Annotated in this window: 20 protein-coding genes, 1 tRNA gene and 1 pseudogene; 4 read left to right on the top strand and 18 right to left on the bottom strand. The window is 65.3% G+C overall.

Translation table 11 applies throughout. From position 1 onward, the window contains the following. The 12 genes and pseudogenes from V8324_RS15565 to acs form a co-directional block, all read right to left on the bottom strand. Positions 1-220: pseudogene (locus tag V8324_RS15565) on the bottom strand (DDE-type integrase/transposase/recombinase); the annotation flags it as partial. A 113-nt stretch (positions 221-333) separates the two neighbouring features. Further along, positions 334-645, bottom strand: a complete 312-nt coding sequence (locus V8324_RS15560; protein ID WP_336420845.1) for an ETC complex I subunit — start codon at positions 643-645, stop codon at positions 334-336. 73 nt (positions 646-718) lie between these two features. Next, the gene (locus tag V8324_RS15555; protein ID WP_336420844.1) at positions 719-2,515 is read right to left on the bottom strand and encodes an ABC transporter transmembrane domain-containing protein; all 1,797 of its coding nucleotides are present in this window, start codon (positions 2,513-2,515) and stop codon (positions 719-721) included. An 89-nt stretch (positions 2,516-2,604) separates the two neighbouring features. Further along, a tRNA-Gly gene (locus V8324_RS15550) sits at positions 2,605-2,678 on the bottom strand. Positions 2,679-2,732: 54 nt separating this feature from the next. Beyond that, positions 2,733-4,799, bottom strand: a complete 2,067-nt coding sequence (locus tag V8324_RS15545; RefSeq protein WP_336420843.1) for a 3'-5' exonuclease — start codon at positions 4,797-4,799, stop codon at positions 2,733-2,735. Further along, complete coding sequence (locus V8324_RS15540; RefSeq protein WP_336420842.1) at positions 4,792-5,175, bottom strand: response regulator transcription factor; 384 nt, start codon at positions 5,173-5,175, stop codon at positions 4,792-4,794. Before V8324_RS15540 ends, V8324_RS15545 begins: the two co-directional genes overlap by 8 nt. A 34-nt stretch (positions 5,176-5,209) precedes the next feature. Next, positions 5,210-5,716 carry a hypothetical protein gene (locus tag V8324_RS15535; RefSeq protein WP_336420841.1) on the bottom strand — a complete coding sequence of 169 codons (507 nt, stop codon included), beginning with the start codon at positions 5,714-5,716 and terminating at the stop codon, positions 5,210-5,212. Between the two features lie 3 nt (positions 5,717-5,719). Then, positions 5,720-7,561, bottom strand: coding sequence for a DUF294 nucleotidyltransferase-like domain-containing protein (locus V8324_RS15530; RefSeq protein ID WP_336420840.1), 1,842 nt, complete (start codon positions 7,559-7,561; stop codon positions 5,720-5,722). Between the two features lie 206 nt (positions 7,562-7,767). Continuing rightward, on the bottom strand, positions 7,768-9,552 hold the full coding sequence (locus V8324_RS15525; protein ID WP_336420839.1) for a sodium:solute symporter family protein: 1,785 nt from the start codon (positions 9,550-9,552) through the stop codon (positions 7,768-7,770). 26 nt (positions 9,553-9,578) lie between these two features. Beyond that, a complete protein-coding gene (locus V8324_RS15520; RefSeq protein WP_336420838.1) occupies positions 9,579-9,845 on the bottom strand; it encodes a DUF4212 domain-containing protein in 267 nt (88 codons plus the stop codon). An 88-nt stretch (positions 9,846-9,933) separates the two neighbouring features. Beyond that, complete coding sequence (locus V8324_RS15515; RefSeq protein WP_336420846.1) at positions 9,934-10,614, bottom strand: adenylate kinase; 681 nt, start codon at positions 10,612-10,614, stop codon at positions 9,934-9,936. Between the two features lie 15 nt (positions 10,615-10,629). Further along, positions 10,630-12,576, bottom strand: coding sequence for an acetate--CoA ligase (gene acs / locus V8324_RS15510; RefSeq protein ID WP_336420837.1), 1,947 nt, complete (start codon positions 12,574-12,576; stop codon positions 10,630-10,632). Positions 12,577-13,062: 486 nt separating this feature from the next. Here acs and V8324_RS15505 point away from each other — a divergent pair, with 486 nt between their 5' ends. Further along, positions 13,063-13,365, top strand: a complete 303-nt coding sequence (locus tag V8324_RS15505; RefSeq protein ID WP_336420836.1) for a hypothetical protein — start codon at positions 13,063-13,065, stop codon at positions 13,363-13,365. Between the two features lie 4 nt (positions 13,366-13,369). Here the strand turns inward: V8324_RS15505 and V8324_RS15500 are convergent, their stop codons facing one another. Then, the gene (locus V8324_RS15500; protein WP_336420835.1) at positions 13,370-13,798 is read right to left on the bottom strand and encodes a GFA family protein; all 429 of its coding nucleotides are present in this window, start codon (positions 13,796-13,798) and stop codon (positions 13,370-13,372) included. 131 nt (positions 13,799-13,929) lie between these two features. Here V8324_RS15500 and uvrB point away from each other — a divergent pair, with 131 nt between their 5' ends. Then, positions 13,930-16,131 (top strand): excinuclease ABC subunit UvrB, encoded by a 2,202-nt coding sequence (gene uvrB / locus V8324_RS15495; RefSeq protein WP_336420834.1) that lies wholly within the window; start codon positions 13,930-13,932, stop codon positions 16,129-16,131. On the opposite strand, the gene V8324_RS15490 is transcribed toward uvrB, so the two are convergent. Beyond that, entirely contained in the window at positions 16,128-17,135 is a 1,008-nt protein-coding gene (locus V8324_RS15490) for a P63C domain-containing protein (RefSeq protein ID WP_336420833.1), read from the bottom strand. The genes uvrB and V8324_RS15490 overlap by 4 nt on opposite strands. Positions 17,136-17,325: 190 nt before the next feature. On the opposite strand from V8324_RS15490, the gene V8324_RS15485 reads away from it, so the two are divergent. Both V8324_RS15485 and V8324_RS15480 read left to right on the top strand, forming a co-directional pair. Then, positions 17,326-17,637, top strand: coding sequence for an aspartate aminotransferase (locus V8324_RS15485; RefSeq protein WP_336420832.1), 312 nt, complete (start codon positions 17,326-17,328; stop codon positions 17,635-17,637). A gap of 59 nt (positions 17,638-17,696) precedes the next feature. Continuing rightward, entirely contained in the window at positions 17,697-17,909 is a 213-nt protein-coding gene (locus V8324_RS15480; RefSeq protein ID WP_336420831.1) for a DUF2905 domain-containing protein, read from the top strand. Between the two features lie 121 nt (positions 17,910-18,030). On the opposite strand, the gene V8324_RS15475 is transcribed toward V8324_RS15480, so the two are convergent. From V8324_RS15475 to V8324_RS15460, 4 genes are all read right to left on the bottom strand, one after another. After that, positions 18,031-18,360, bottom strand: a complete 330-nt coding sequence (locus V8324_RS15475) for a VanZ family protein (RefSeq protein WP_336420830.1) — start codon at positions 18,358-18,360, stop codon at positions 18,031-18,033. Between the two features lie 41 nt (positions 18,361-18,401). After that, positions 18,402-18,632, bottom strand: a complete 231-nt coding sequence (locus V8324_RS15470) for a TFIIB-type zinc ribbon-containing protein (protein ID WP_336420829.1) — start codon at positions 18,630-18,632, stop codon at positions 18,402-18,404. 66 nt (positions 18,633-18,698) lie between these two features. Further along, entirely contained in the window at positions 18,699-19,106 is a 408-nt protein-coding gene (locus V8324_RS15465) for a universal stress protein (RefSeq protein WP_336420828.1), read from the bottom strand. Positions 19,107-19,214: 108 nt separating this feature from the next. Next, complete coding sequence (locus V8324_RS15460; RefSeq protein ID WP_336420827.1) at positions 19,215-19,994, bottom strand: LamB/YcsF family protein; 780 nt, start codon at positions 19,992-19,994, stop codon at positions 19,215-19,217.

Below are 19,994 nucleotides of genomic sequence, written 5' to 3'. Positions count from 1 at the left end.
GTCGCAGCCCGACACGTCCAGGGCCAGGTCCAGCGTGGAGGTCACATCCTCGGCCTTCATCGTCGTGCAGAGCTTCCAGGCGATGATGTAGCGGCCGCGATCGTCCAGGATCGTCGACAGGTGGACCCGGCCGTCGTGCCGGAGGCACGCCGCTGGCGTGACCCATGCCCTCGAGACAGGTGACGTCCGTCTGCCAGAGTTCGTCGGGCCGCGTGGTTCTGTAGACACTTGGGCTGAGAACACCTTCCGCTCGATCCGTGCATTGTAGATCGGTCCGTGTCTTAATCCCGCGGTCCAGTGGCCTTGCACCCCGGAGACGCTGAGTGCCGTGCTTCAATGCGTCCAGGTCTGCCGACGATTCGGCCAGAAGTTTTCGGCGTAGCCGCCCTTGCGGATATTCGGCTTGCGCTTGTGGGGCTCCTGCACCACGGCGTCGATGCGGTGATCGCTGGCGTATTCCAGCGCGGCCTCTTTCGTGGGGAATTGCAGCCGCACCTGCGCCTGCGTGTCGTTGTTCGAGGTCCAGCCCATCAGCGGATCGACCTCGCGCCGGGTCTCGGACACGAATTCGAGCACCCAGTGATCCGTCCCGGCATTGCCGGACTGGGTCGCGGGTCGGGACGGCTTGTAGATGCGCGCGGGCATGACTCTCTCCATGGCTAGTCTGCGTGTAATATCCCAGATCCCCCGCGCTTGGGCAAGGGACGTGTCGCCGCGCTCAGGCGGCCTCGCCATCGGTGAATTGCAGCCGCGCCAGCCGGGCGTAAAGCCCGTTCTCGGCCACCAGGCTGTCATGGGTTCCTTGCGCCACGATGCGGCCGCCATCCAGCACCACGATGCGGTCGGCCTTCTTCACCGTGGCCAGCCGGTGCGCCACGATGATCGTGGTGCGGCTGCGCGCCATCGCCTCGACGGCGGCCTGCACCGCGCTTTCGCTTTCGGCATCCAGCGCCGAGGTCGCCTCGTCCAGCAGCAGCACCGGCGCATCGCGCAGGATCGCGCGGGCGATGGCGATGCGCTGTTTCTGCCCGCCCGACAGCATCACGCCGCGCTCGCCGACATAGGTGGCGTAGCCCTCGGGCAACGCGGTGATGAACCGGTGCGCGTTGGCGGCGCGCGCGGCCGCCTCGATTTCCGCGGCGGTGGCGTCGAGTCGCCCGAAGCGGATATTGTCGCGCGCCGAGGCGCCGAAGATCACCGGGTCCTGCGGCACCAGCGCCAGCTCGCGGCGGAAATCGTGCCGCGCCATCTCCGACAGCGGCACACCGTCCAGCGTGATCCGCCCCGCATCGGGGTCGTAGAACCGCTGGATCAGTTGAATGACGCTGGTCTTGCCCGCCCCCGACGGGCCCACCAGCGCCACCGTCTCGCCCGGCCGGATGCTGAGCGACACGTCGTCGAGTGCCGGGATGCCGGGGCGCGCAGGATAGGCGAACTGCACCGCGTCGAACACGATCTCGCCCTTGACGGGGCGCGGCACCGGGCGGGGCTTGCCGGGGTCGGTCACCGGGTCGTCGGCCTGCAACAGGTCGACCAGCCGTTCGGTAGCGCCCGCGGCGCGCTGCAACTCGCCCCAGATCTCCGACAGCGCGGCGACCGCGCCGGCCACCATCACCGCGTAGATCACGAACTGCACGAGGCTGCCCGGCGTCATGTCGCCCATCCGCACGTCGCGCGCGCCCACCCACAGCACGCCGACGATGCCGCTGAACACCAGGAAGATCACGATGATCGTCATCAGGGCGCGGGTGTTCACGCGGCGGCGTGCGGCGTCGTAGCTGGCCTCGGTCACGTCGGCGAATTGCGCGCGGCTTTCCCCCTCGTGGGTGAAGGCCTGCACCGTCTGCACCGACAGCAGCGCCTCCGAGGCATTGCCGGAACTGTTGGCGATCCAGTCCTGGTTCTCGCGGCTGAGCTTGCGCATCCGCCGCCCCAGCACGAGGATCGGCACGATTACCAGCGGCACCACCAGCAGCACCAGCCCGGTCAGCTTGGGCGAGGTCGCCAGCATCAGGATCATGCCGCCGATGAACAGCAGCTGGTTGCGCAGCGCGATCGACACCGACGAGCCGATCACCGACAGGATCAGCGTGGTATCGGTGGTGATCCGGCTGAGCACCTCGCCGGTCATCAGCCGCTCGAAGAAGGCCGGGCTCATGCCGATCACGCGGTCGAAGACGGCCTTGCGGATATCGGCCACCACGCGCTCACCCAGACGGGTGACCAGCAGGTAGCGCAGCCCGGTCCCCAGCGCCAGAAGCGCGGCGATGAAGAGCGCCCCGGCGAAATAACGGTCCAGCAGCGCGCCATCCTCGATGTTGAAATTGTCGACCACGCGCCGCACCGCCAGCGGCAGGACCAGCGCCACCGCGGCGGTCAGCACCAGCGCCGTGATCGCCGCGACCATCAACTTGCGGTAGGGGCGCATGAAGGGCCACAACTCGCCGAGCGCGCCCACGCGTCTGGACTTTTCGCGATCGCGAATGTCGTTCCCGTTTGCGGCCTGCTGCGCCATGGATCGGTTTCCCCCGGTCGTTTCGGGCCCTGTCTTGGCGGGCGGACGCGCCGGGGTCAAGAGGCGGTCGGGCCGCATCTGCGGGGGAATGGAGCGGGCGACGGGAATCGAACCCGTATCATCAGCTTGGAAGGCTGAGGTCTTACCATTACACAACGCCCGCGACATCGCGTTGGTAGTCCAGCCCGGCGGTCCGGTCAAGCCTGCGCGGCCCCGATCAGTAGTTCTGCGCCTTGCGGATCTTGGTCATCCGCCCCTCCTCGGCGATGGCGCCGCCCAGCGTGGTCACCCCCTTGGCCTCCAGAAGGCCCAGCATGCGGATGAAGACCTCGGCGGTGGCCACCGCGTCGCCCATCGCGGTGTGCCGCGCCTCCGGCGGGATATGCACGCCGAACCGGTCGCACAGCGCATCCAGCGTGTGCTGCCCGGTATGGTCGAACAGCCCCGCCGACATCAGCACCGTGCACAGCACCGGGTTGTCGAAGCGCCGCCCGATCACGTCCTCCTTCAGCCGCAGGAAAGCCAGATCGAAGGGCGCGTTATGCGCCACCAGCACCGCGCCGTCGCAGAAGTCATGGAACCTGCGGCCGGCCTCACTGATGCCCGGAGCATCCGCGACCATCTCGTCGGAGATGTGATGAACCCGGGTCGAGGCGGCGGGAATCGACCGGCCGGGATTGACGAGGGTGTCGAATGTCTCGCCCCGCAGGATGCGGCCATTGACGATCCGCAGCCCGGCGATCTGCACGATCTCGTCGCCGCCCCGCGGCGAGAGGCCCGTGGTCTCGGTGTCGAACACCACGAAGGTCAGTTCTGACAGCGGGGTGTCGGCCAGATCTCCCTCGGGGATGCTGGGCAGGTTGAAATCGTAGAATTCGGGGCGCGCGTCGCAGGGCGTCAGCCCGGGCGAGGCCGAGGCGAGCGGCAGCACGATGCGGTAACCGCCATCATCGGGCTCCGACCACAGGTCGGTCTGGTGCGCGCTGAGCGCGTCGCGCCCCGAATACTCGCCATAGGCGGACGAAAGCGGCTCTTTCAGCCACTCGGTCAGTTGCCCGTCCATCACCGGCTCGCCCCGCCATGACAGGATCAGACGGGTCTCGGGCCCGTCCTCTTCGGCGGTCAACGTCAGCGCCTCGCGGGTGCCGTCCTGCGCGAGATGCCGCACGATCGACGCCAGAAGCGTGGTGATCGCAAAGCCGTCGCAACTGAGCAGCGCCTCGCTGCGCGGGGTGTCGAGCACCGCGTCGGTCCCCGCGCGGATACCGTCGAAGATGTGCCCCGCCGCCACCGGCGACATCGGCCAGCGGCGCGACTTGATCGCCGCGTGCCGCTCGCCCATGTCGTCGAGACAGGCGAAGAGCCGCGCCACCTCGTCCTCGATCCCCCGGCGGACCTGCGCCTGCGTCTCGGCCGGCAGGTCCTCGTCGGATTGCATCAGTTCCAGCAGCGCGCCGATGGTGCCGGCGGGGCGGCGCACCCCCTCCATCAGCGCCATGAACAGGTGATCGTGCCGGGCATGCGCGCTGAGATCCTCGGTCGCGTCCTGGAAGATCAGCACATGGCCCGACAGTTCCTCGTCCGACAGGATCGGGCTGACACGCCCCAGAAGGAACCGCGTGCCATCGGCCGAGGCCGCGAGAAACGTCTCGGCGGTGACCTCGCCGCGCACCCGGGCTTTCTGCACCCGCGACAGCGCGTCCATGATCGGTTCCGGGCGCAGGAAGGCCGAAAGCGGGCGGTCAAGGCCGATATCGCCCAGCAGATCCTGCGCCATGCGGTTGTAGAGCATCACGCGGTTCTCGGGCGTGGCCACGACGGCCCCCTCGCCCAGATCGCGAAACAGCGCCTCGAACAGCGCCTTCTCGCGGGCGATGCGGGCGGTCTCGCGCTCTATCGCGCGCTGGCGGGCGGCGCGGGCCTCTGACAGCGCGTCGTTGATCGCGTTGGCGGCAGGGGCAAGACTGCCGAGGTGTTTCGCCTGCGCCTCGTCGATTTCCAGATCGACATCGGCCCGCGCCCGCGTCGTCAGGTCCGAGGCCAGCGCGAGGATCGGTTTCGCGACGTTCTCGTCGAAGAGCAGCCCGATCCAGACCGACAGACCCAGCACGCCGAACCCCGCCAGCAGCCCGCCGATCACGTAGCCGTCCAGATCGCCGCCGGCCCGCGCATGGCCCAGCCACAGCGCCACGGCGATCAGCGCCGCCCCGCCCAGGCCGAGCGCCGCGAAGAACAGCGCGAAGCGCAGCCGCAGGCCGAGGCGCCGGGTCAGGGCCTCAATCATCGCCGCCCCCCTCCAGCAATTCGGTGATCCGCGCGGTCAGGTCGGCCGAGGCGAAGGGCTTGGTCATGAAGGCGTCGGCGCCCACGGCCAATCCCTTGCGGCGTTCCACGTCGCCGCCGCCGGCGGTGATCATCAGCACCTTGATCGCGGCGAGGTCCGGGTCGCGGCGGATGATCTCGCAGATTTCATACCCTGAACGTTCCGGCAGCATCACGTCGAGCACCACGAGATCGGGCGTCTCCTCGCGCAGCGCGGCAAGTGCTGCGTTGCCGCTCGCCTCGCGGCGCAGCTTGTAGCCCGCGCGCCCGATCAGATGGGTGAGCGCGAGCGCGATATTGTCCTCGTCCTCGACGAGCAGAACGGTCTTTTGCGACATTGCGGGCCTCCTCTCCCGGTCATGTCCGGCGCAATCACGACTGGCACAGCGCCTCCATCAGCGGATCATCGGCACCCACACTCCTCCATGTGGCCGCGTCCGGGTCCGCCAGGGCCGCGCGGCTGACATCAGCGCGCGCGCCGGCCTCGCAATCCACCAGCTGCGGGCGTTTCGCGGGCGGCGTCCAGCGCGCGAACAGGTACAAATCCGCCAGCAGGATACCGCTTGCATCTGGGTTTGTCTGCACGCCCGCCCGGTCCAGCGCCATGATCCGCGTGGTCTGCGGCACGACATAGGTCCAGGGCTTCCAGAAACGTGTCTCCTCGACCGTGGTCAGCACCTCGACGCCCTCGGGCAACCCCTCGACCGTGCGCCCGGCCCAGGAATATTCGGACCAGATCGCATAGCCCAGCATCGCCGCCCCCGCGGCCACCGGAATGAACCAGCGCGGCAGACGCCCGCCGCTGAGATGCCCGAGGATAAGCGCCAGCCCGGCGGCCGCCATCCCCGCGGCGACTGTCGCGATCAACTCGAAGAACATGGTCTACTCGCGCGCCCCTCTGGATTGCCCGATGGCCGATTGCATCGTCTTGACCACCATGAAGGCGTCGCGCAGATGATTGCGTTCCAGATCCGACATGTCCTCGGGGTTCATGAAATTGTCCGGCGCCTCGCCGCGGGCCACCTGCCCGGCCTGGTGGCGCAGCCGGGTCTCGGCGATCAGGTCATAGGCGTCCAGCAGATCATGCGCCCCGCTGGTCGAGATCACGCCGGCATCGCGCGCGCCCTCGATGCGCTGGCGGGTGCCGGCGTCGGTCAGCGATCCCAGCAGCGCGTAGATCCGTCCCAGATCGACCACCGGCACCACGCCCGACGCCTTCAGGTCGATGGTGTTGCGGTTCTCGCCCGACCGGATCAGCGTGAGCCCGCGGAAGAAGCCCAGCGGCACCGTATGCTTGAGCGAGTTCGAGATCATGTGCGCCACGAAGATCGAGTTCTTCTTGGCCTTCGCCAGGACCTCCTCCTGCAGGTTGTCGAACAGCGCGGTCTCGCCGGCGATCGGGCGCAGGTCGAACATCACCGAGGCGAGCATCTGCGCCTCGGTGTCGGGCTGCCGGATCCAGCGGGCGAAATAATTCCGCCACACGCCGCGCGGCTGGCGCCAGCGCGGATTGGTCGCCATCATGTCGCCGGGGCAGTAATAGAAGCCGCAGATGTCCAGCCCGTCGCTGACATATTTCGCCAGCTCGGCGAAATAGGCGTCGTGATCGTCGGGGCGGAACGCATCGTCCAGGATCAGGCAGTTGTCCTGGTCGCTGACGCCGGTCTGCTCGCGCCGGCCCTGGCTGCCGCAGGCGGCCCAGAGATAGGGCACCGGCGGGGGGCCCAGCTTTTCCTCGGCCAGCGTCAGCAGCCGGCGGGTGATCGCGTCGGTGATGTCGGTGATCCGCCGGGTGATGGATCCGGGCTTGACCCCGGCCTGCACCAGCTGCGCCAGCAGCCCCGGCACCCGTTCCATCACATGCGCCATGTCCGCAGCCGACCGGGCGCCGGCGATATCGGCGACCATGTGGCTGGCGGTGGCGGCCTGCTGGCGAAAGAGATCGGTCTTGCCGATCATCCCCACCACGCGGCCATTGCGCGCCACCGGCAGGTGATTGACGCCCAGCTCGGCCAGCGTCATCAGCGCGTCAAGGCCCAGCCGGTCGGGCGCGATGGTGACCGGATCGGGGGTCATCACTTGGGCGACAGTGACGGTCCCGTCGAGATCCTCGGCCAGCACCCGGTTGGTCAGGTCATGCACGGTGATGATCCCCGACAGCCTGTCGCCCTCCATCGCCACGACCGACGAGATGCCATGCTTGCGCATCAGCCGCGCGACATCCGATATCGTGGTCCCGGGCGTGCAGGTGACCGGCTTGTTCGACATCAGGTCCGAGACCTGAAGCGCGGTCAGGCCGGTGGCATAGGGCCCGGTCTCGTTGGGATCGGTGGGGCGGGCGCGCTGGAACCAGCGCGCGACGGTCTCGCAGCGCGACAGCAGCGTCTCGAAATGCGCCTTGGGGATCAGGATCAGGCGCGAGTCTTCGGTCGCCTGCACGTTCAGTTGCGCGGTGCCGTCGCGCAGCAGCCCGCGCTCGCCCATGATCTCGCCGGGGCCGCGATGCGCCACGAGGTCCTGCGCGCCGGCCTGCATGTCGAAGCCGCCGCTCTCGATCACGTAAAGCCCGTCCAGCGGATCGCCCTTGGACAGCAGCACCTCGTCCGCGCCGATCTCGAGGCGCCGCAGGTCGGGGGCGATGCGATCGCGCAACTCCTCCGACAGGTCGTCGAACGGCGCGTGACGGCACAGGATCTCGATCAGGGCGGGGTCTGCGTCGGTCATTCGTGCCGGCTCCTGCGGGTCTGGAAATTCCGGAAGTTGGGAAAAGCGTCTGAAAGCGCCCGGTNCGGTCATTCGTGCCGGCTCCTGCGGGTCTGGAAATTCCGGAAGTTGGGAAAAGCGTCTGAAAGCGCCCGGTCGATGCCGCCAATAGCGGCGGGCGAATGGCAGCAGGGGCGGCATGCGCCGCCCCTGCCCCGCTGTGTCGCCTAGTGGTCGGCCGCCGCGGCGGCCGCACCCTTGGGCACCCGCACGCTTTCGACCAGGTCGTCGATCTCCTGCGGGATCGGCGCCGTCATCTTCGATACCGTGAACGCCACGATGAAGTTGATGATCGCCCCCACGGCCCCGAAGGACGTGGACTTGATCGTGCCAAGCAGCGGGTCCGCATCCGTGAAGCTGTTGGTATCGGGAACGAAGAACCAGCCCTTGTGCAGGAAGATGTAGACCAGCGTGACGATCAGGCCGGTCAGCATGCCGGCCACGGCGCCCTTGTTGTTCACCTTGGTGAAGATGCCCATCATCAGCACCGGAAAGAGCGATGCCGCCGCGATGCCGAAGGCCAGCGCCACGGTCTGCGCCGCAAAGCCCGGCGGGTTGAGGCCCAGGTAAGAGGCCACCACGATCGCCGCCGCCATCGCGATGCGCGCCGAAAGCAATTCGCCCTTTTCCGAGATGTTGGGGTTGAAGCGCCCCTTCACCAGGTCGTGGCTGACCGCCGAGGAAATGGCGAGCAACAGACCCGCCGCCGTCGAAAGTGCGGCAGCGATGCCGCCCGCGGCCACCAGGCCGATCACCCAGCCCGGCAGGTTGGCGATCTCCGGGTTGGCGAGCACGAGGATGTCACGGTTGAAGTTGGTCAGCTCGTTGCCTTCCCAGCCTTCCTGCGCGGCACGCTCCTGCATGTCCGCATCCGCGTCGTTGTAGTACTGGATGCGGCCATCGTCGTTCTTGTCTTCCCAGCCCAGAAGGCCGGTCTGCTGCCAGGTGGCCATCCAGTCATAGGCGGGGTCGTCGGCGATCTGCTGGGTCGAGACGGCCTGCCCGCCGGTGCCTTCGGGCCACATCAGGTCGGTGATGTTCAGACGCGCCATCGCCCCCACGGCCGGGGCCGTCAGGTAGAGAAGCGCGATGAAGACCAGCGCCCAGCCGGCCGACCAGCGCGCATCGGCGACCCGCGGCACGGTGAAGAAGCGCATGATGACATGCGGCAGGCCGGCGGTGCCGATCATCAGCGACAGGGTGAACAGCACCATGTTGAGCGTGTCACCGTGATGCGCGGTATATTCCCTGAAGCCCAGCTCGGTCACGATCTGGTCGAGCTTTTCCAGCAACGGCATGCCCGAGGCCTGATGCTCGCCGAAGAGACCCAGCGCCGGGATCGGGTTCCCGGTCAGCTGCAGCGAGATGAACACGGCCGGGATCGTGTAGGCCGAGATCAGCACGATATACTGCGCCACCTGCGTGTAGGTCACGCCCTTCATGCCGCCGAAGACCGCGTAGGCAAAGACCACCACGGCACCGATCAGCAGGCCGAGCGTGTTGCTGACCTCGAGGAACCGGCCGAAGGCGACGCCGACGCCGGTCATCTGGCCGATCACGTAGGTCAACGAGGCCACGATCAGGCAGATCACCGCAACCAGCCGTGCGGTGGGGCTGTAGAACCGGTCGCCGATGAATTCCGACACCGTGAACTTGCCGAACTTGCGCAGGTAGGGTGCCAGAAGCAGCGCCAGCAGCACGTAACCGCCGGTCCAGCCCATCAGGAAGGACGAGTTGTCATAGCCGGTGAAGGCGATGAGACCCGCCATCGAGATGAACGAGGCCGCCGACATCCAGTCGGCCGCGGTCGCCATGCCGTTGGTGACGGGATGCACGCCGCGCCCGGCGGCGTAGAATTCGGAGGTCGATCCGGCGCGTGCCCAGACCGCGATCGCGATATAGAGGGCAAACGACGCGCCCACGAATATCAGGTTGATTGTAAACTGATCCATTTATCCGGTTCCTGTCCCTGTCCCTGTCACTCTTCGCCGACGCCGTGTTCGGCATCGAGCTTGTTCATCCGCCAGGCGTAGAAGAAGATCAGCGCCAGGAAGACGAGGATCGACCCTTGCTGGGCGAACCAGAAGCCCAGATCGGTGCCGCCCACGGAGATCCCCGAAAGCAGGGGACGCAACAGGATGCCGAAGCCGAACGACACGAGCGCCCAGATCACCAGGCTGATGAGAATGATGCGCACATTGGTCTTCCAATATGCCCTCGCCGCTTCCTTTTCTTTCTCTGTCACAGACAAGTCATGTCCTCCCTTTCCGAAAGGTGTGTTCGAAGATATCCTCGTGCCCGGCCGGGACCGTCCCCGGGGCGCGGGCTCTCCCTTACGCGGTCGCCTGCCTGACCACCGCGCTCAGCTCTTGTGCCACGACGTCGATCTCGGCCATGGCATCGACACGGGCGAGCACGCCCCTGCCGTCGTAATAGTCGATCAGCGGGGCCGTCTGCGCGTGATAGGCGCTCAGCCGGCTGGCCACCGTCTCGGCATTGTCATCGGCGCGGCGCGTCATCTCGGTGCCGCCGCACTTGTCGCAGACCCCGGCCACGGCGGGGGTCTTGTGAATGTCGTGATAACCTTCGCCGCATCCGGCACAGGTGAAACGGCCCGAGATCCGCTCGACCATCGCCTGATCCTCGACCTCTAGGCTGATCGCGGCACGGATACCCTGATCCATGTCAAACAGCAGAGCATCCAGCGCCTCGGCCTGCACCGTGGTGCGCGGAAATCCGTCGAGGATGACACCCCCCGCGCAATCGGCCTGCGACAGCCGGTCGCGCAGGATGGCGATGACGATCTCGTCGCTGACAAGATCGCCCGCCTCCATCACGGCCTTCGCCCGCTGGCCGGCCTCGGTGCCGGCGGCGACGGCGGCGCGCAACAGGTCCCCCGTCGACAATTGCACCAGCCCGAAACGGTCCTCGAGCATCCGCGCCTGCGTACCCTTGCCCGCACCCGGAGGCCCGAGCAGGATGAGATTGACGGGAGAGACCCGGCTTGCATCCATCATGGTCCCCTCCGTTCAGGCGCTGGCGCGGTTGGCGATCAGGTCGTCGACCACCGACGGATCGGCCAGCGTCGAGGTATCGCCGAGGCTGTCATGCTCGTTCTCTGCGATCTTGCGCAGGATGCGGCGCATGATCTTGCCCGACCGCGTCTTGGGCAGGCCCGGCGCCCACTGGATGACGTCCGGCTTGGCGATCGGCCCGATCTCGGTGCGCACCCAGTTCTGCAACTCCTTGCGCAGGTCGTCCGTGGCCTCGACCCCGTCCATCAGGGTGACATAGCAGTAGATGCCCTGCCCCTTGACGTCATGCGGATAGCCCACGACCGCCGCCTCGCTGACCGAAGCATGCGCGACCAGCGCCGATTCCACCTCGGCGGTGCCCATGCGGTGGCCCGAGACGTTGATCACGTCATCGACGCGCCCGGTGATCCAGTAATCGCCGTCCTTGTCACGGCGGCAGCCGTCACCGGTGAAGTAGTAGCCCTTGTATTGTTGGAAATACGTGGCCTCGAACCGCGCGTGATCGCCCCAGACGGTGCGCATCTGGCCCGGCCAGCTATCCTTGATGCACAGCACGCCGGACGCCTCGGTGTCGGTCTGCTCCTGTCCGGATTCGGGCTCCAGCACCGCGGGCTGCACGCCGAAGAACGGCTTGGTGGCCGATCCCGGCTTCTGCTCGCGCCGGATCCCCGGCAGCGGGGTGATCAGGATGCCGCCGGTCTCGGTCTGCCAGAACGTGTCGACGATCGGGCAGCGGCTCTTGCCGACATTCTCGTTGTACCAGTTCCACGCCTCGGGGTTGATCGGCTCGCCGACCGAGCCGAGGATGCGCAGGCTCGACAGATCGCTGCCCTCGACGGGCTCGGTGCCCTTGCCCATCAGCGCGCGGATCGCGGTGGGGGCGGTGTAGAACTGCGTCACCTTGTGCTTCTCGCAAACCTGCCAGAACCGGCCCGCATCGGGCCATGTCGGCACGCCCTCGAACATCAGCGTGGTCGCGCCGTTGGCGAGCGGGCCGTAGACGATGTAGCTGTGCCCGGTGACCCAGCCGACATCGGCGGTGCACCAGTAGACGTCGCCGGGGTGATAGTCGAACACGTATTCATGCGTCATCGCCGCATACGCCAGGTACCCGCCCGAGGTGTGCACGACCCCCTTGGGCTGACCGGTGGACCCCGAGGTGTAAAGAATGAACAGCGGATCCTCGGCGTTCATCTCCTCGGCGGGGCAGTCGGCATCGACCTTCTCGGCCTCCTCGTGCCACCAGTGATCGAGACCGGACCGCCACGCCACCTGCTGGCCGGTACGCTTGACCACCAGCGTCTTGACGTCCGAGGTGTCGTGCAGCAGCGCCTGGTTGACATTGTCCTTCAGCTTGGTCGCGCGGCCGCCGCGCGGCGCGGCATCGGCGGTGATCACCACCTTGGCGTCGCAGCCGTTCACCCGCGCGCCCAGCGCGTCGGGCGAGAACCCGGCGAAGACCACCGAATGGATCGCGCCGATCCGCGCGCAGGCCAGCATCGCGTAGGCGGCCTCGGGGATCATCGGCAGGTAGATCACCACGCGGTCGCCGCGGCCCACGCCCATGGATTTCAGGACATTGGCCATCTTGCAGGTCTGCGCGTGCAAGTCGCGGTAGCTGATATGCAACGCCTCGTCCTTGGGATCGTCCGGCTCCCAGATGATCGCGGTCTCGTCGCCGCGCGTTTCCAGATGCCGGTCGATGCAGTTCGCCGCGACGTTCAGCGTGCCGTCCTCGAACCACTTGATCGAGACGTTGCCGAACTCGAACGAGGTGTTCTTCACCTTGGAATAGGGCTTGATCCAGTCCAGCCGCTTGCCATGCGTGCCCCAGAACGTCTCGGGATCGCGGATCGAGTCCGCGTACATCCGCTGGTAGGTGTCGTGATCGACATGGAACCCGGCCGGATGGGCCGCGTCGGGGTGTTTTGCGTCGTTCATTGCTGTTTCCTCCATCCCTGACCGTCCGGACGGGCCGGACGGAATCTGCATTCCATTGCATACTATACGCCAGCACTGCCATCAGATTAACATGGCCGATGCAACTTATTAAAATCATGTGAAACTCGCCGTGTCAGCCCTTGTGAATCGTGTAAATTTCTTTGACCCTTCGGCGTTTACCAAGGCAGGATCGCGGCTTATCGCGTCCGGGGCGCGCAACCGGAGGGTCAGGACCGTTCAAAAAATCCCGGCCCACGGCATGAAAATTGCGTGACCGGCGCGCCCCGCCTCTTTCACCGGGGCCGACGCGCCCTGGGAACGTGCCGCTACGTCAAACTTGATTCGTATTGATTCGGTCTAGGCCCGCTCTCATTTCCACGTTCCAGCGCGCCTGCGCGGCGTGAAAATTCGGCTGCTTCCATTATTATGCTGCACTGCAGCATAATCCGTGCTATGTGATGAGAAAGCCATTGAAGGAACCATTCCATGCAGCCGACACACCCGTTCGATCTCGGCAATATCGTGTTGCCCAGCCTCGACCTTCTGACCGAGGTGCAGATGGTCGTCGCCATGCGCATGGCCGGGCTGGTCGGGCTCTGGCCCGTCGAGTCGTCCGAAACGCAGCGCATGTTCAGCGAAAAGGGCCCCGCCCTGATGGGCGCCGCCACCGATGCCGGCACCGCGGCGATGGCCGGGCAGCGCCTCGACGAGATCATGATCGCGGCGATCACCCCGCTGACCGGCACCGCCCGCGACAACCGGATGCGCCTGTCCACGCGCCGCGGCTGAGCGGCTATTCCGGCAGTGTCTCGCCAGAGCCGCCGAACTCCGCCGGAAAGTCCTTCATCTTGGGCAATCCGTCGGGGATGCGCAGCACCGCCTCGGCATAGTTGACATGCAGCCCCGGCGCGAAGTCGAGCGTCGGCAGAAGCGCCGCGTAGACATCGACCAGGTCCAGCGGCGGATGGTCGGTCATCACGTGACCGCCGCATTGCGTGCACCATTTGCGCTGACTGTTCGGCGTCTTGGCATATGTCGCCAGATGCGCCTCGCCTTTCGTGATGCGCACGGCGTCCGGCGGCCACAGCGTGAACGCGTTGACCGGCCCCGCCGACCAGTGCCGGCAACTCTCGCAATGGCAGTATCCCATGCCCGCGGGCTCTCCGGTCACCTCGACCGCGACCGCCCCGCAAAAGCACGCGCCCCGATGCGTCTGGGTCATGCGTCTCTCCTCCTCCTCGTTGCGTCGGGCAAGCCTATCATTTCTGCCCGCCTCGCGAAATCCGGCCGCACCGCGCCCCGCCCTTGCATCTCCCGGTCGGGGTGACACATTACCCGCCAAGGAGACGCCCCATGCCCTACGCCCATTCCGACAAGACCGACGCGGTCCTCGCCCATCCCGCCCCCGACGTCGCCAACCGCGAAAAGCTCGAAGGCGGCAAGCGCTTCGTCATGGCGACAGAGTTCGAGCCGGCGGGCGACCAGCCCACCGCCATCGCAGAGCTCAGCACCGGCGTCCTCGACGGCGAGCGCGACCAGGTCCTGCTGGGCGCCACCGGCACCGGCAAGACCTTCACCATGGGCAAGGTCATAGAGGAAACGCAGCGCCCGGCGATCATCCTCGCCCCCAACAAGACGCTGGCCGCCCAGCTTTACGGCGAGTTCAAGGGCTTCTTTCCGGACAACGCGGTGGAATATTTCGTCAGCTATTACGACTATTACCAGCCCGAGGCCTATGTGCCACGCTCGGACACCTTCATCGAGAAGGAATCCCAGATCAACGAGCAGATCGACCGGATGCGCCACTCGGCCACCCGCGCCCTGCTGGAACGCGACGACGTGATCATCGTGGCCTCCGTCTCGTGCATCTACGGCATCGGCTCGGTCGAGACCTATGGCGCGATGACCCAGGACCTGCATGTCGGCGGCGAGTACGACCAGCGCAAGATCATGGCCGATCTCGTCGCCCAGCAATACAAGCGCAACGATCAGGCCTTCCAGCGCGGCAGCTTCCGGGTGCGCGGCGATTCCCTTGAAATCTTCCCCGCCCACCTCGAGGATCGCGCGTGGCGGCTTTCGTTCTTCGGCGACGAGCTCGAGGCGATCACCGAATTCGACCCCCTGACCGGCGAGAAGACCAGCAATTTCGACAAGATCCGCGTCTACGCCAATTCGCATTACGTGACGCCCAAGCCGACGATGCAGCAGGCCGTCATCCAGATCAAGAAAGAGCTGCGCACCCGCCTCGACCAGCTCGTCGGCGAGGGCAAGCTGCTCGAGGCACAGCGGCTGGAACAGCGCACCCAGTTCGATCTGGAAATGCTCGAGGCGACGGGCGTCTGCAACGGCATCGAGAACTACTCGCGCTACCTCACCGGCCGCGCTCCGGGCGAGCCGCCGCCTACGCTTTTCGAATTCATCCCCGACAACGCCATCGTCTTCGCCGACGAAAGCCACGTCTCGGTCCCGCAGATCGGCGGCATGTACAAGGGCGACTTCCGGCGCAAGATGACGCTGGCCGAACACGGCTTCCGCCTGCCCTCCTGCATGGACAACCGCCCCCTGAAGTTCGAGGAATGGAACGCCATGCGCCCGCAATCGGTCTTCGTCTCGGCCACCCCGGCGGCGTGGGAGATGGAGCAGACCGGCGGCATCTTCACCGAACAGGTGATCCGCCCCACCGGCCTCATCGATCCCTATATCGAGATCCGGCCCGTCGACACCCAGGTCGACGACCTGCTCGACGAGGTGCGCCGCGTCAGCCAGGCGGGCTACCGCACGCTGTGTACGACACTGACCAAGCGCATGGCCGAGGATCTGACCGAATACCTGCACGAACAGGGCATCCGCGTACGCTACATGCATTCCGAGATCGACACGATCGAGCGGATCGAGATCCTGCGCGACCTGCGCCTCGGCGCATTCGACGTGCTGGTGGGCATCAACCTGCTGCGCGAGGGGCTCGACATCCCCGAATGCGGGCTGGTGGCGATCCTCGATGCCGACAAGGAAGGCTTCCTGCGCTCGGAGACGTCACTGATCCAGACCATCGGCCGCGCCGCGCGCAATTCCGAAGGCCGGGTCATCATGTATGCCGACCGCGTGACAGGGTCGATGGAGCGCGCGATCGGCGAGACCGATCGCCGCCGCGCCAAGCAGATCGCCTATAACGAGGAACACGGCATCACCCCCGAAACGATCCGCAAGAACGTCGATGACGTGCTGCAAGGGCTCTACAAGGGCGACGTGGACATGAACCGCGTGACCGCGAAAGTGGACAAACCGCTCGCCGGCGCCAACATGCAGGCCCATCTCGACGCCCTGCGCACCGACATGCGCAAAGCCGCCGAGAACCTCGAATTCGAGGAAGCCGCCCGCCTGCGCGACGAGGTCAAGCGACTGGAAGCCGTGGATCTCGCCGTTGCCGACGATCCTCTCGCGCGCCAGCAGGCCGTGGAAAAGGCCTCCGCCGAGGCCACCAAGGGCAAGGGCCGCTCAACGGCGGGCAAGCCGGGACAGAGGGGCGGGAACGTGAAGAGAAGGGGGCGTCCCTAATCATCCAACGGCATCTCAATTGTTGCGCCAAACTTCGGAAGTGCTCTGTCAACAAGACGCTTGAATTGTTCCCAATCGGAGGAAGCCTTCATTAGGGTTATTACAGACGCTAAATGCTCTCGCAGCTTGGGGTCGCCTACATCTTCTGTGAGCCATTGGTGATGGCGATGCTTTCTAGTTCCTTTTGAAAGCTTTGGATTCTTGGCCTTCAGCGCATCTAGAACACCGGGTGCTAGCCGCTCATATACTAGATCGTTTGTATATTTTCCGACAACACCAGGTCGCTGTCTGACAGACTTTGCTTTCCATTCCCAGTCACGTAACCGAAACATTTGTCGATAGAAGTCGTCAGGAAAAACCTTGGTCCACTTCCGAAGTTCTTCTGCAATAAATTGTTCTAGAATTTCATTAAGCGCATTTCTAGCTCTTACATCCTGATAACCTGTAGCTTCATCAACAAGGGCAATAATACCTACGTGGGCCAAGGCGCGGATAAGTATTTCCGCTTGTTTTGCAACGTGCTTCTGATTGTGAGGCAGCACGCCAGCGTCCCTTGCCGTTAGGTAAACCTCACACACCTCAGGTAGAATTTCGGCTCTATAGCCAAGCGCAACTCCCCCAGTTTGCACGCGAAACGAAACAGGACGGCTCTTTTCCCGTAATTCTTCTGAAATATATGGAAAAATTGCTTTACCCTGCAAAATTGCAGGCAATCTTTCATCTCCTCCCTCGTTCCTAACATTAGCCTTTCTGTGACGCCCTAAGGCCTGCAGAAATCCTGCCTGCGACAAAACTCTGGTCTCATCCTCTAGAACAAAACACTGTATTTCTGTTCCACCCAAACTCAAAGGATTATCAGGTGAACCGTACAATGCTTCGGGTACGTCTTTGCTCCACCGCGCAGCAGCAGCTTTCTGAGCAATTTCCTTTCGCTGCTCCGGCGACATTCGTTCCGCTCGAGCCTTGCCACCTTTTGAACGGGAATCATTTGGGTCAGTAGTCATTATGCTTGCTCCATATTGTTCAGCAAGCATATGCTTGCTGAACAATATGGAGCAAGCATTTTTAACTGCAAGAGAAGCAATCCGCAGGGTGAGCAGTAACCCACCATACGCAATGGCTTCATCAGTCAGTGTTTTACATGAAAGAATTGCATCTTAACGTCGCTTTCACCATCCTTGCTGCACCGTTCCTTTGATTGAAAACCGCAAATCTCCCCTCTCGCCCGAGGTCTGGCTGCATAACCTCTTCACCTCCAAGGCCGTGCAGCAGGGCGGAGTAATCCGACGCAAAGCGAGGGATATCGAGCGTTTCGCCGGCATGGCGCTCTTCATGCGCGAAATCCACCGCCGCGGCTACCAGGTGGCCGAGAATTCCGGGCAGATCATCATCTTCTGCAACCGCGCCCCGGTCCGCTGGCTCACCGATGGCCACCAGCGCCCGATTTCTTCAAAAGAAATCGGCCCGAAATCTTTCAAAGATTTCGGGCACACTCCGAACGCGTGACCGCACATGGCCCAGCGCGACCCCTTCACAGCTGCCGCCGGCAACCCTACCTTCACGGCATGGCACGCTACCTCATCATCGCCGGCATCGTGCTCGTGGTCATCGGCCTGCTCTGGGGACCGCTGACGCGGCTCGGACTCGGCCGGCTGCCCGGCGATATCGTGATCGAGCGCGAAAGCTTCACGCTTTACATCCCCGTCACCAGCGCGATCCTCGTCTCGGTCGTGCTATCGGTCGTCGTCACGCTGATCCGCAGCTTTCTGGGTCGCTGATCGGGCCAACTTGCCGACACGGCCCGCCGCGCAAGGTAAACCTTCCTGATGGCTCTCTGATTGCGTACACTTCACGCGTACACGTGGTACACCCCGTACGCATCATGCCGCCTTGACGATATCAGGTCATGCGCCTGAACCGTTGCACCAGCGCCACCATCCAGGCACCGAAAAACGCCCCCAAGGCGTCGGCCAGCAGATCCGCGACTTCCAAGGCCCGCCCCACGAGGGGCTGCACAACCTCTATCAACGCGCCATACCCCGTTGCCGCCAAGGCCACGAAAAACCAGCTTTTCGGGTGTCGCCACGCCATCGGTGCGGCAAGCGCCGCGAAGGCCAGAATATGTCCCAGCTTGTCGCTTTGCGGCACGCCCGGCGGCCCCTGCGGCACCGGCCCGAGGGTCAGCACCGCGATCGTGACGGCAAGGGCAAGGGTCAGGACATGGGCCATGCCACCTGATACGCCCCGCCCTGCCCGCGATCAAGCATCCATCAGAAATCGAACAGCTCGCCGAGGAAACTTTCCTTCTTTTTCCGCGGCTTGCCGTGCGATCCGCCACGGTCGTCATAGCGCTGCGGCGCGGCCTCGGGCGCCGACCGGTCGATGATCTTGTCAAGCTCGCCACGGTCGAGCCAGACGCCCCGGCATTCCGGGCAGTAGTCGATCTCGACGCCACTGCGTTCCGCCAGCACGAGTTTCGTTCCATCGATCGGGCACTGCATCGCTATCCTCCTGTGTGTTTCACCGGGGATATGGGCGCGCCGAATGGGCCGCGCAAGGGCCTTCGGTCAGCGGATCACGTGCACCGAGCAGGTCGCGTGGCGCACCACCTTGGCGGCGGTGGAGCCCAGAAGCATGTCCTGCATGCCCGGCCGGTGGCTGGCGATCACGATGCAGTCGGGCTCGTGCTTCTCGGCCCAGTCGAGGATGGTGCGCGAGGAATGCCCGTCGACCACATGCGAACTGGCATTGGGCAGCGAGGCCGCGATATCGGAAAGCTCCTTTCGGACCGCCTCCTTGGCCTGATCGCGGTAGCCTTCGGGCAGGTAGGTCATCGCGTAATTCGGGACCTCCTCGACGACATGCAACAGGCTGATGCGGCCATCCTCGGCCAGCAGGCGCTTGGCCACGGCGAGGGCGCCGGCGCTGTCGCGCTCGTCATCGAAGGACACGGGAACGAGAACATGTTTGTACATCGGATATCCTTTCTCGGTTTCGCCTCAGACTCTATCCCGGACCGCAGGGGCCTGCATTGATCCAGATCAGCCGCCGCGTCCCCTGTCCAAGCGTTCGTGGGCAGAGTATCACATGCCGCCCGGCGCGCCGTCAAAGCGGGCCACGCGCAGGCCGCCGGTCTCGAGCTCGGCGCGCAGCGCCCGCGCGATGGCCACGGCCTCCGGCGTGTCGCCATGCAGGCAGATCGTGTCGATCCGGGTGGGGATCCGCGCGCCGCTCTCGGCGATGATCGCCCCCGCCCGGATCATCGCCAGAACGCGTTTCGCGGCCTCGCCGGCGTCATGGATCACCGCGCCGGGCAAGCGCCGGTCCACAAGCGTGGCATCGTCGTTATAGGCGCGGTCCGCGAAGATCTCGCAGGCCATGTGCGCGCCAAGGTCGCGCGCCGCGGCCTCCTGCGCGGTGCCGGCAAGCACCATCACGATGATCTGCGGGTCGATCGACAGCGCCGCCGAATACGCGGCCCGCGCCAGATCCGCGTCCTCGGAGGTCATGTTGGCAAGCGCGCCGTGCAGCTTGAGATGGCGCACGGCGCCGCCGGCGCTGCGCGCCACGGCTTGCGCCGCCCCAAGCTGGTAGCGCAGGAGATTGCCGAGCGTCTCGTGCCCGAGATCGATGCGCCGGCGACCGAACCCCTGCAGATCGGAGAACCCGGGATGCGCGCCGATCCCCACATCGCAGGCCACGGCGCGGGCCATTGTCCGGGCCATCACGTCGGGGTCGCCGGCATGGAAACCACAGGCGATATTTGCGGAGGTGACGACGTCCAGCAGGGCCGCATCATCGCCCATGCCCCACGCGCCGAAGCTTTCGCCCATGTCGGCATTGAGATCGACGCTGCTCTGCAT

Origin of the sequence: Roseovarius sp. D22-M7, assembly GCF_037083785.1 — a bacterium.
GTDB lineage: Bacteria > Pseudomonadota > Alphaproteobacteria > Rhodobacterales > Rhodobacteraceae > Roseovarius.
This window is presented reverse-complemented; position numbering and strand designations above follow the sequence as displayed.

Coding starts and splice junctions, on each gene's coding strand:
- V8324_RS15555 (WP_336420844.1), bottom strand. CDS start 2,515: ATGGCGCAGCAGGCCGCAAACGGGAACGACATTCGCGATCGCGAAAAG.
- V8324_RS15500 (WP_336420835.1), bottom strand. CDS start 13,798: ATGACCCAGACGCATCGGGGCGCGTGCTTTTGCGGGGCGGTCGCGGTC.
- V8324_RS15525 (WP_336420839.1), bottom strand. CDS start 9,552: ATGGATCAGTTTACAATCAACCTGATATTCGTGGGCGCGTCGTTTGCC.
- V8324_RS15480 (WP_336420831.1), top strand. CDS start 17,697: ATGGCACGCTACCTCATCATCGCCGGCATCGTGCTCGTGGTCATCGGC.
- V8324_RS15460 (WP_336420827.1), bottom strand. CDS start 19,994: ATGCAGAGCAGCGTCGATCTCAATGCCGACATGGGCGAAAGCTTCGGC.
- V8324_RS15465 (WP_336420828.1), bottom strand. CDS start 19,106: ATGTACAAACATGTTCTCGTTCCCGTGTCCTTCGATGACGAGCGCGAC.
- V8324_RS15530 (WP_336420840.1), bottom strand. CDS start 7,561: ATGACCGACGCAGACCCCGCCCTGATCGAGATCCTGTGCCGTCACGCG.
- V8324_RS15560 (WP_336420845.1), bottom strand. CDS start 645: ATGCCCGCGCGCATCTACAAGCCGTCCCGACCCGCGACCCAGTCCGGC.
- V8324_RS15475 (WP_336420830.1), bottom strand. CDS start 18,360: ATGGCCCATGTCCTGACCCTTGCCCTTGCCGTCACGATCGCGGTGCTG.
- V8324_RS15505 (WP_336420836.1), top strand. CDS start 13,063: ATGCAGCCGACACACCCGTTCGATCTCGGCAATATCGTGTTGCCCAGC.
- V8324_RS15515 (WP_336420846.1), bottom strand. CDS start 10,614: ATGGATGCAAGCCGGGTCTCTCCCGTCAATCTCATCCTGCTCGGGCCT.
- V8324_RS15535 (WP_336420841.1), bottom strand. CDS start 5,716: ATGTTCTTCGAGTTGATCGCGACAGTCGCCGCGGGGATGGCGGCCGCC.
- V8324_RS15540 (WP_336420842.1), bottom strand. CDS start 5,175: ATGTCGCAAAAGACCGTTCTGCTCGTCGAGGACGAGGACAATATCGCG.
- V8324_RS15490 (WP_336420833.1), bottom strand. CDS start 17,135: ATGACTACTGACCCAAATGATTCCCGTTCAAAAGGTGGCAAGGCTCGA.
- V8324_RS15545 (WP_336420843.1), bottom strand. CDS start 4,799: ATGATTGAGGCCCTGACCCGGCGCCTCGGCCTGCGGCTGCGCTTCGCG.
- acs (WP_336420837.1), bottom strand. CDS start 12,576: ATGAACGACGCAAAACACCCCGACGCGGCCCATCCGGCCGGGTTCCAT.
- V8324_RS15470 (WP_336420829.1), bottom strand. CDS start 18,632: ATGCAGTGCCCGATCGATGGAACGAAACTCGTGCTGGCGGAACGCAGT.
- uvrB (WP_336420834.1), top strand. CDS start 13,930: ATGCCCTACGCCCATTCCGACAAGACCGACGCGGTCCTCGCCCATCCC.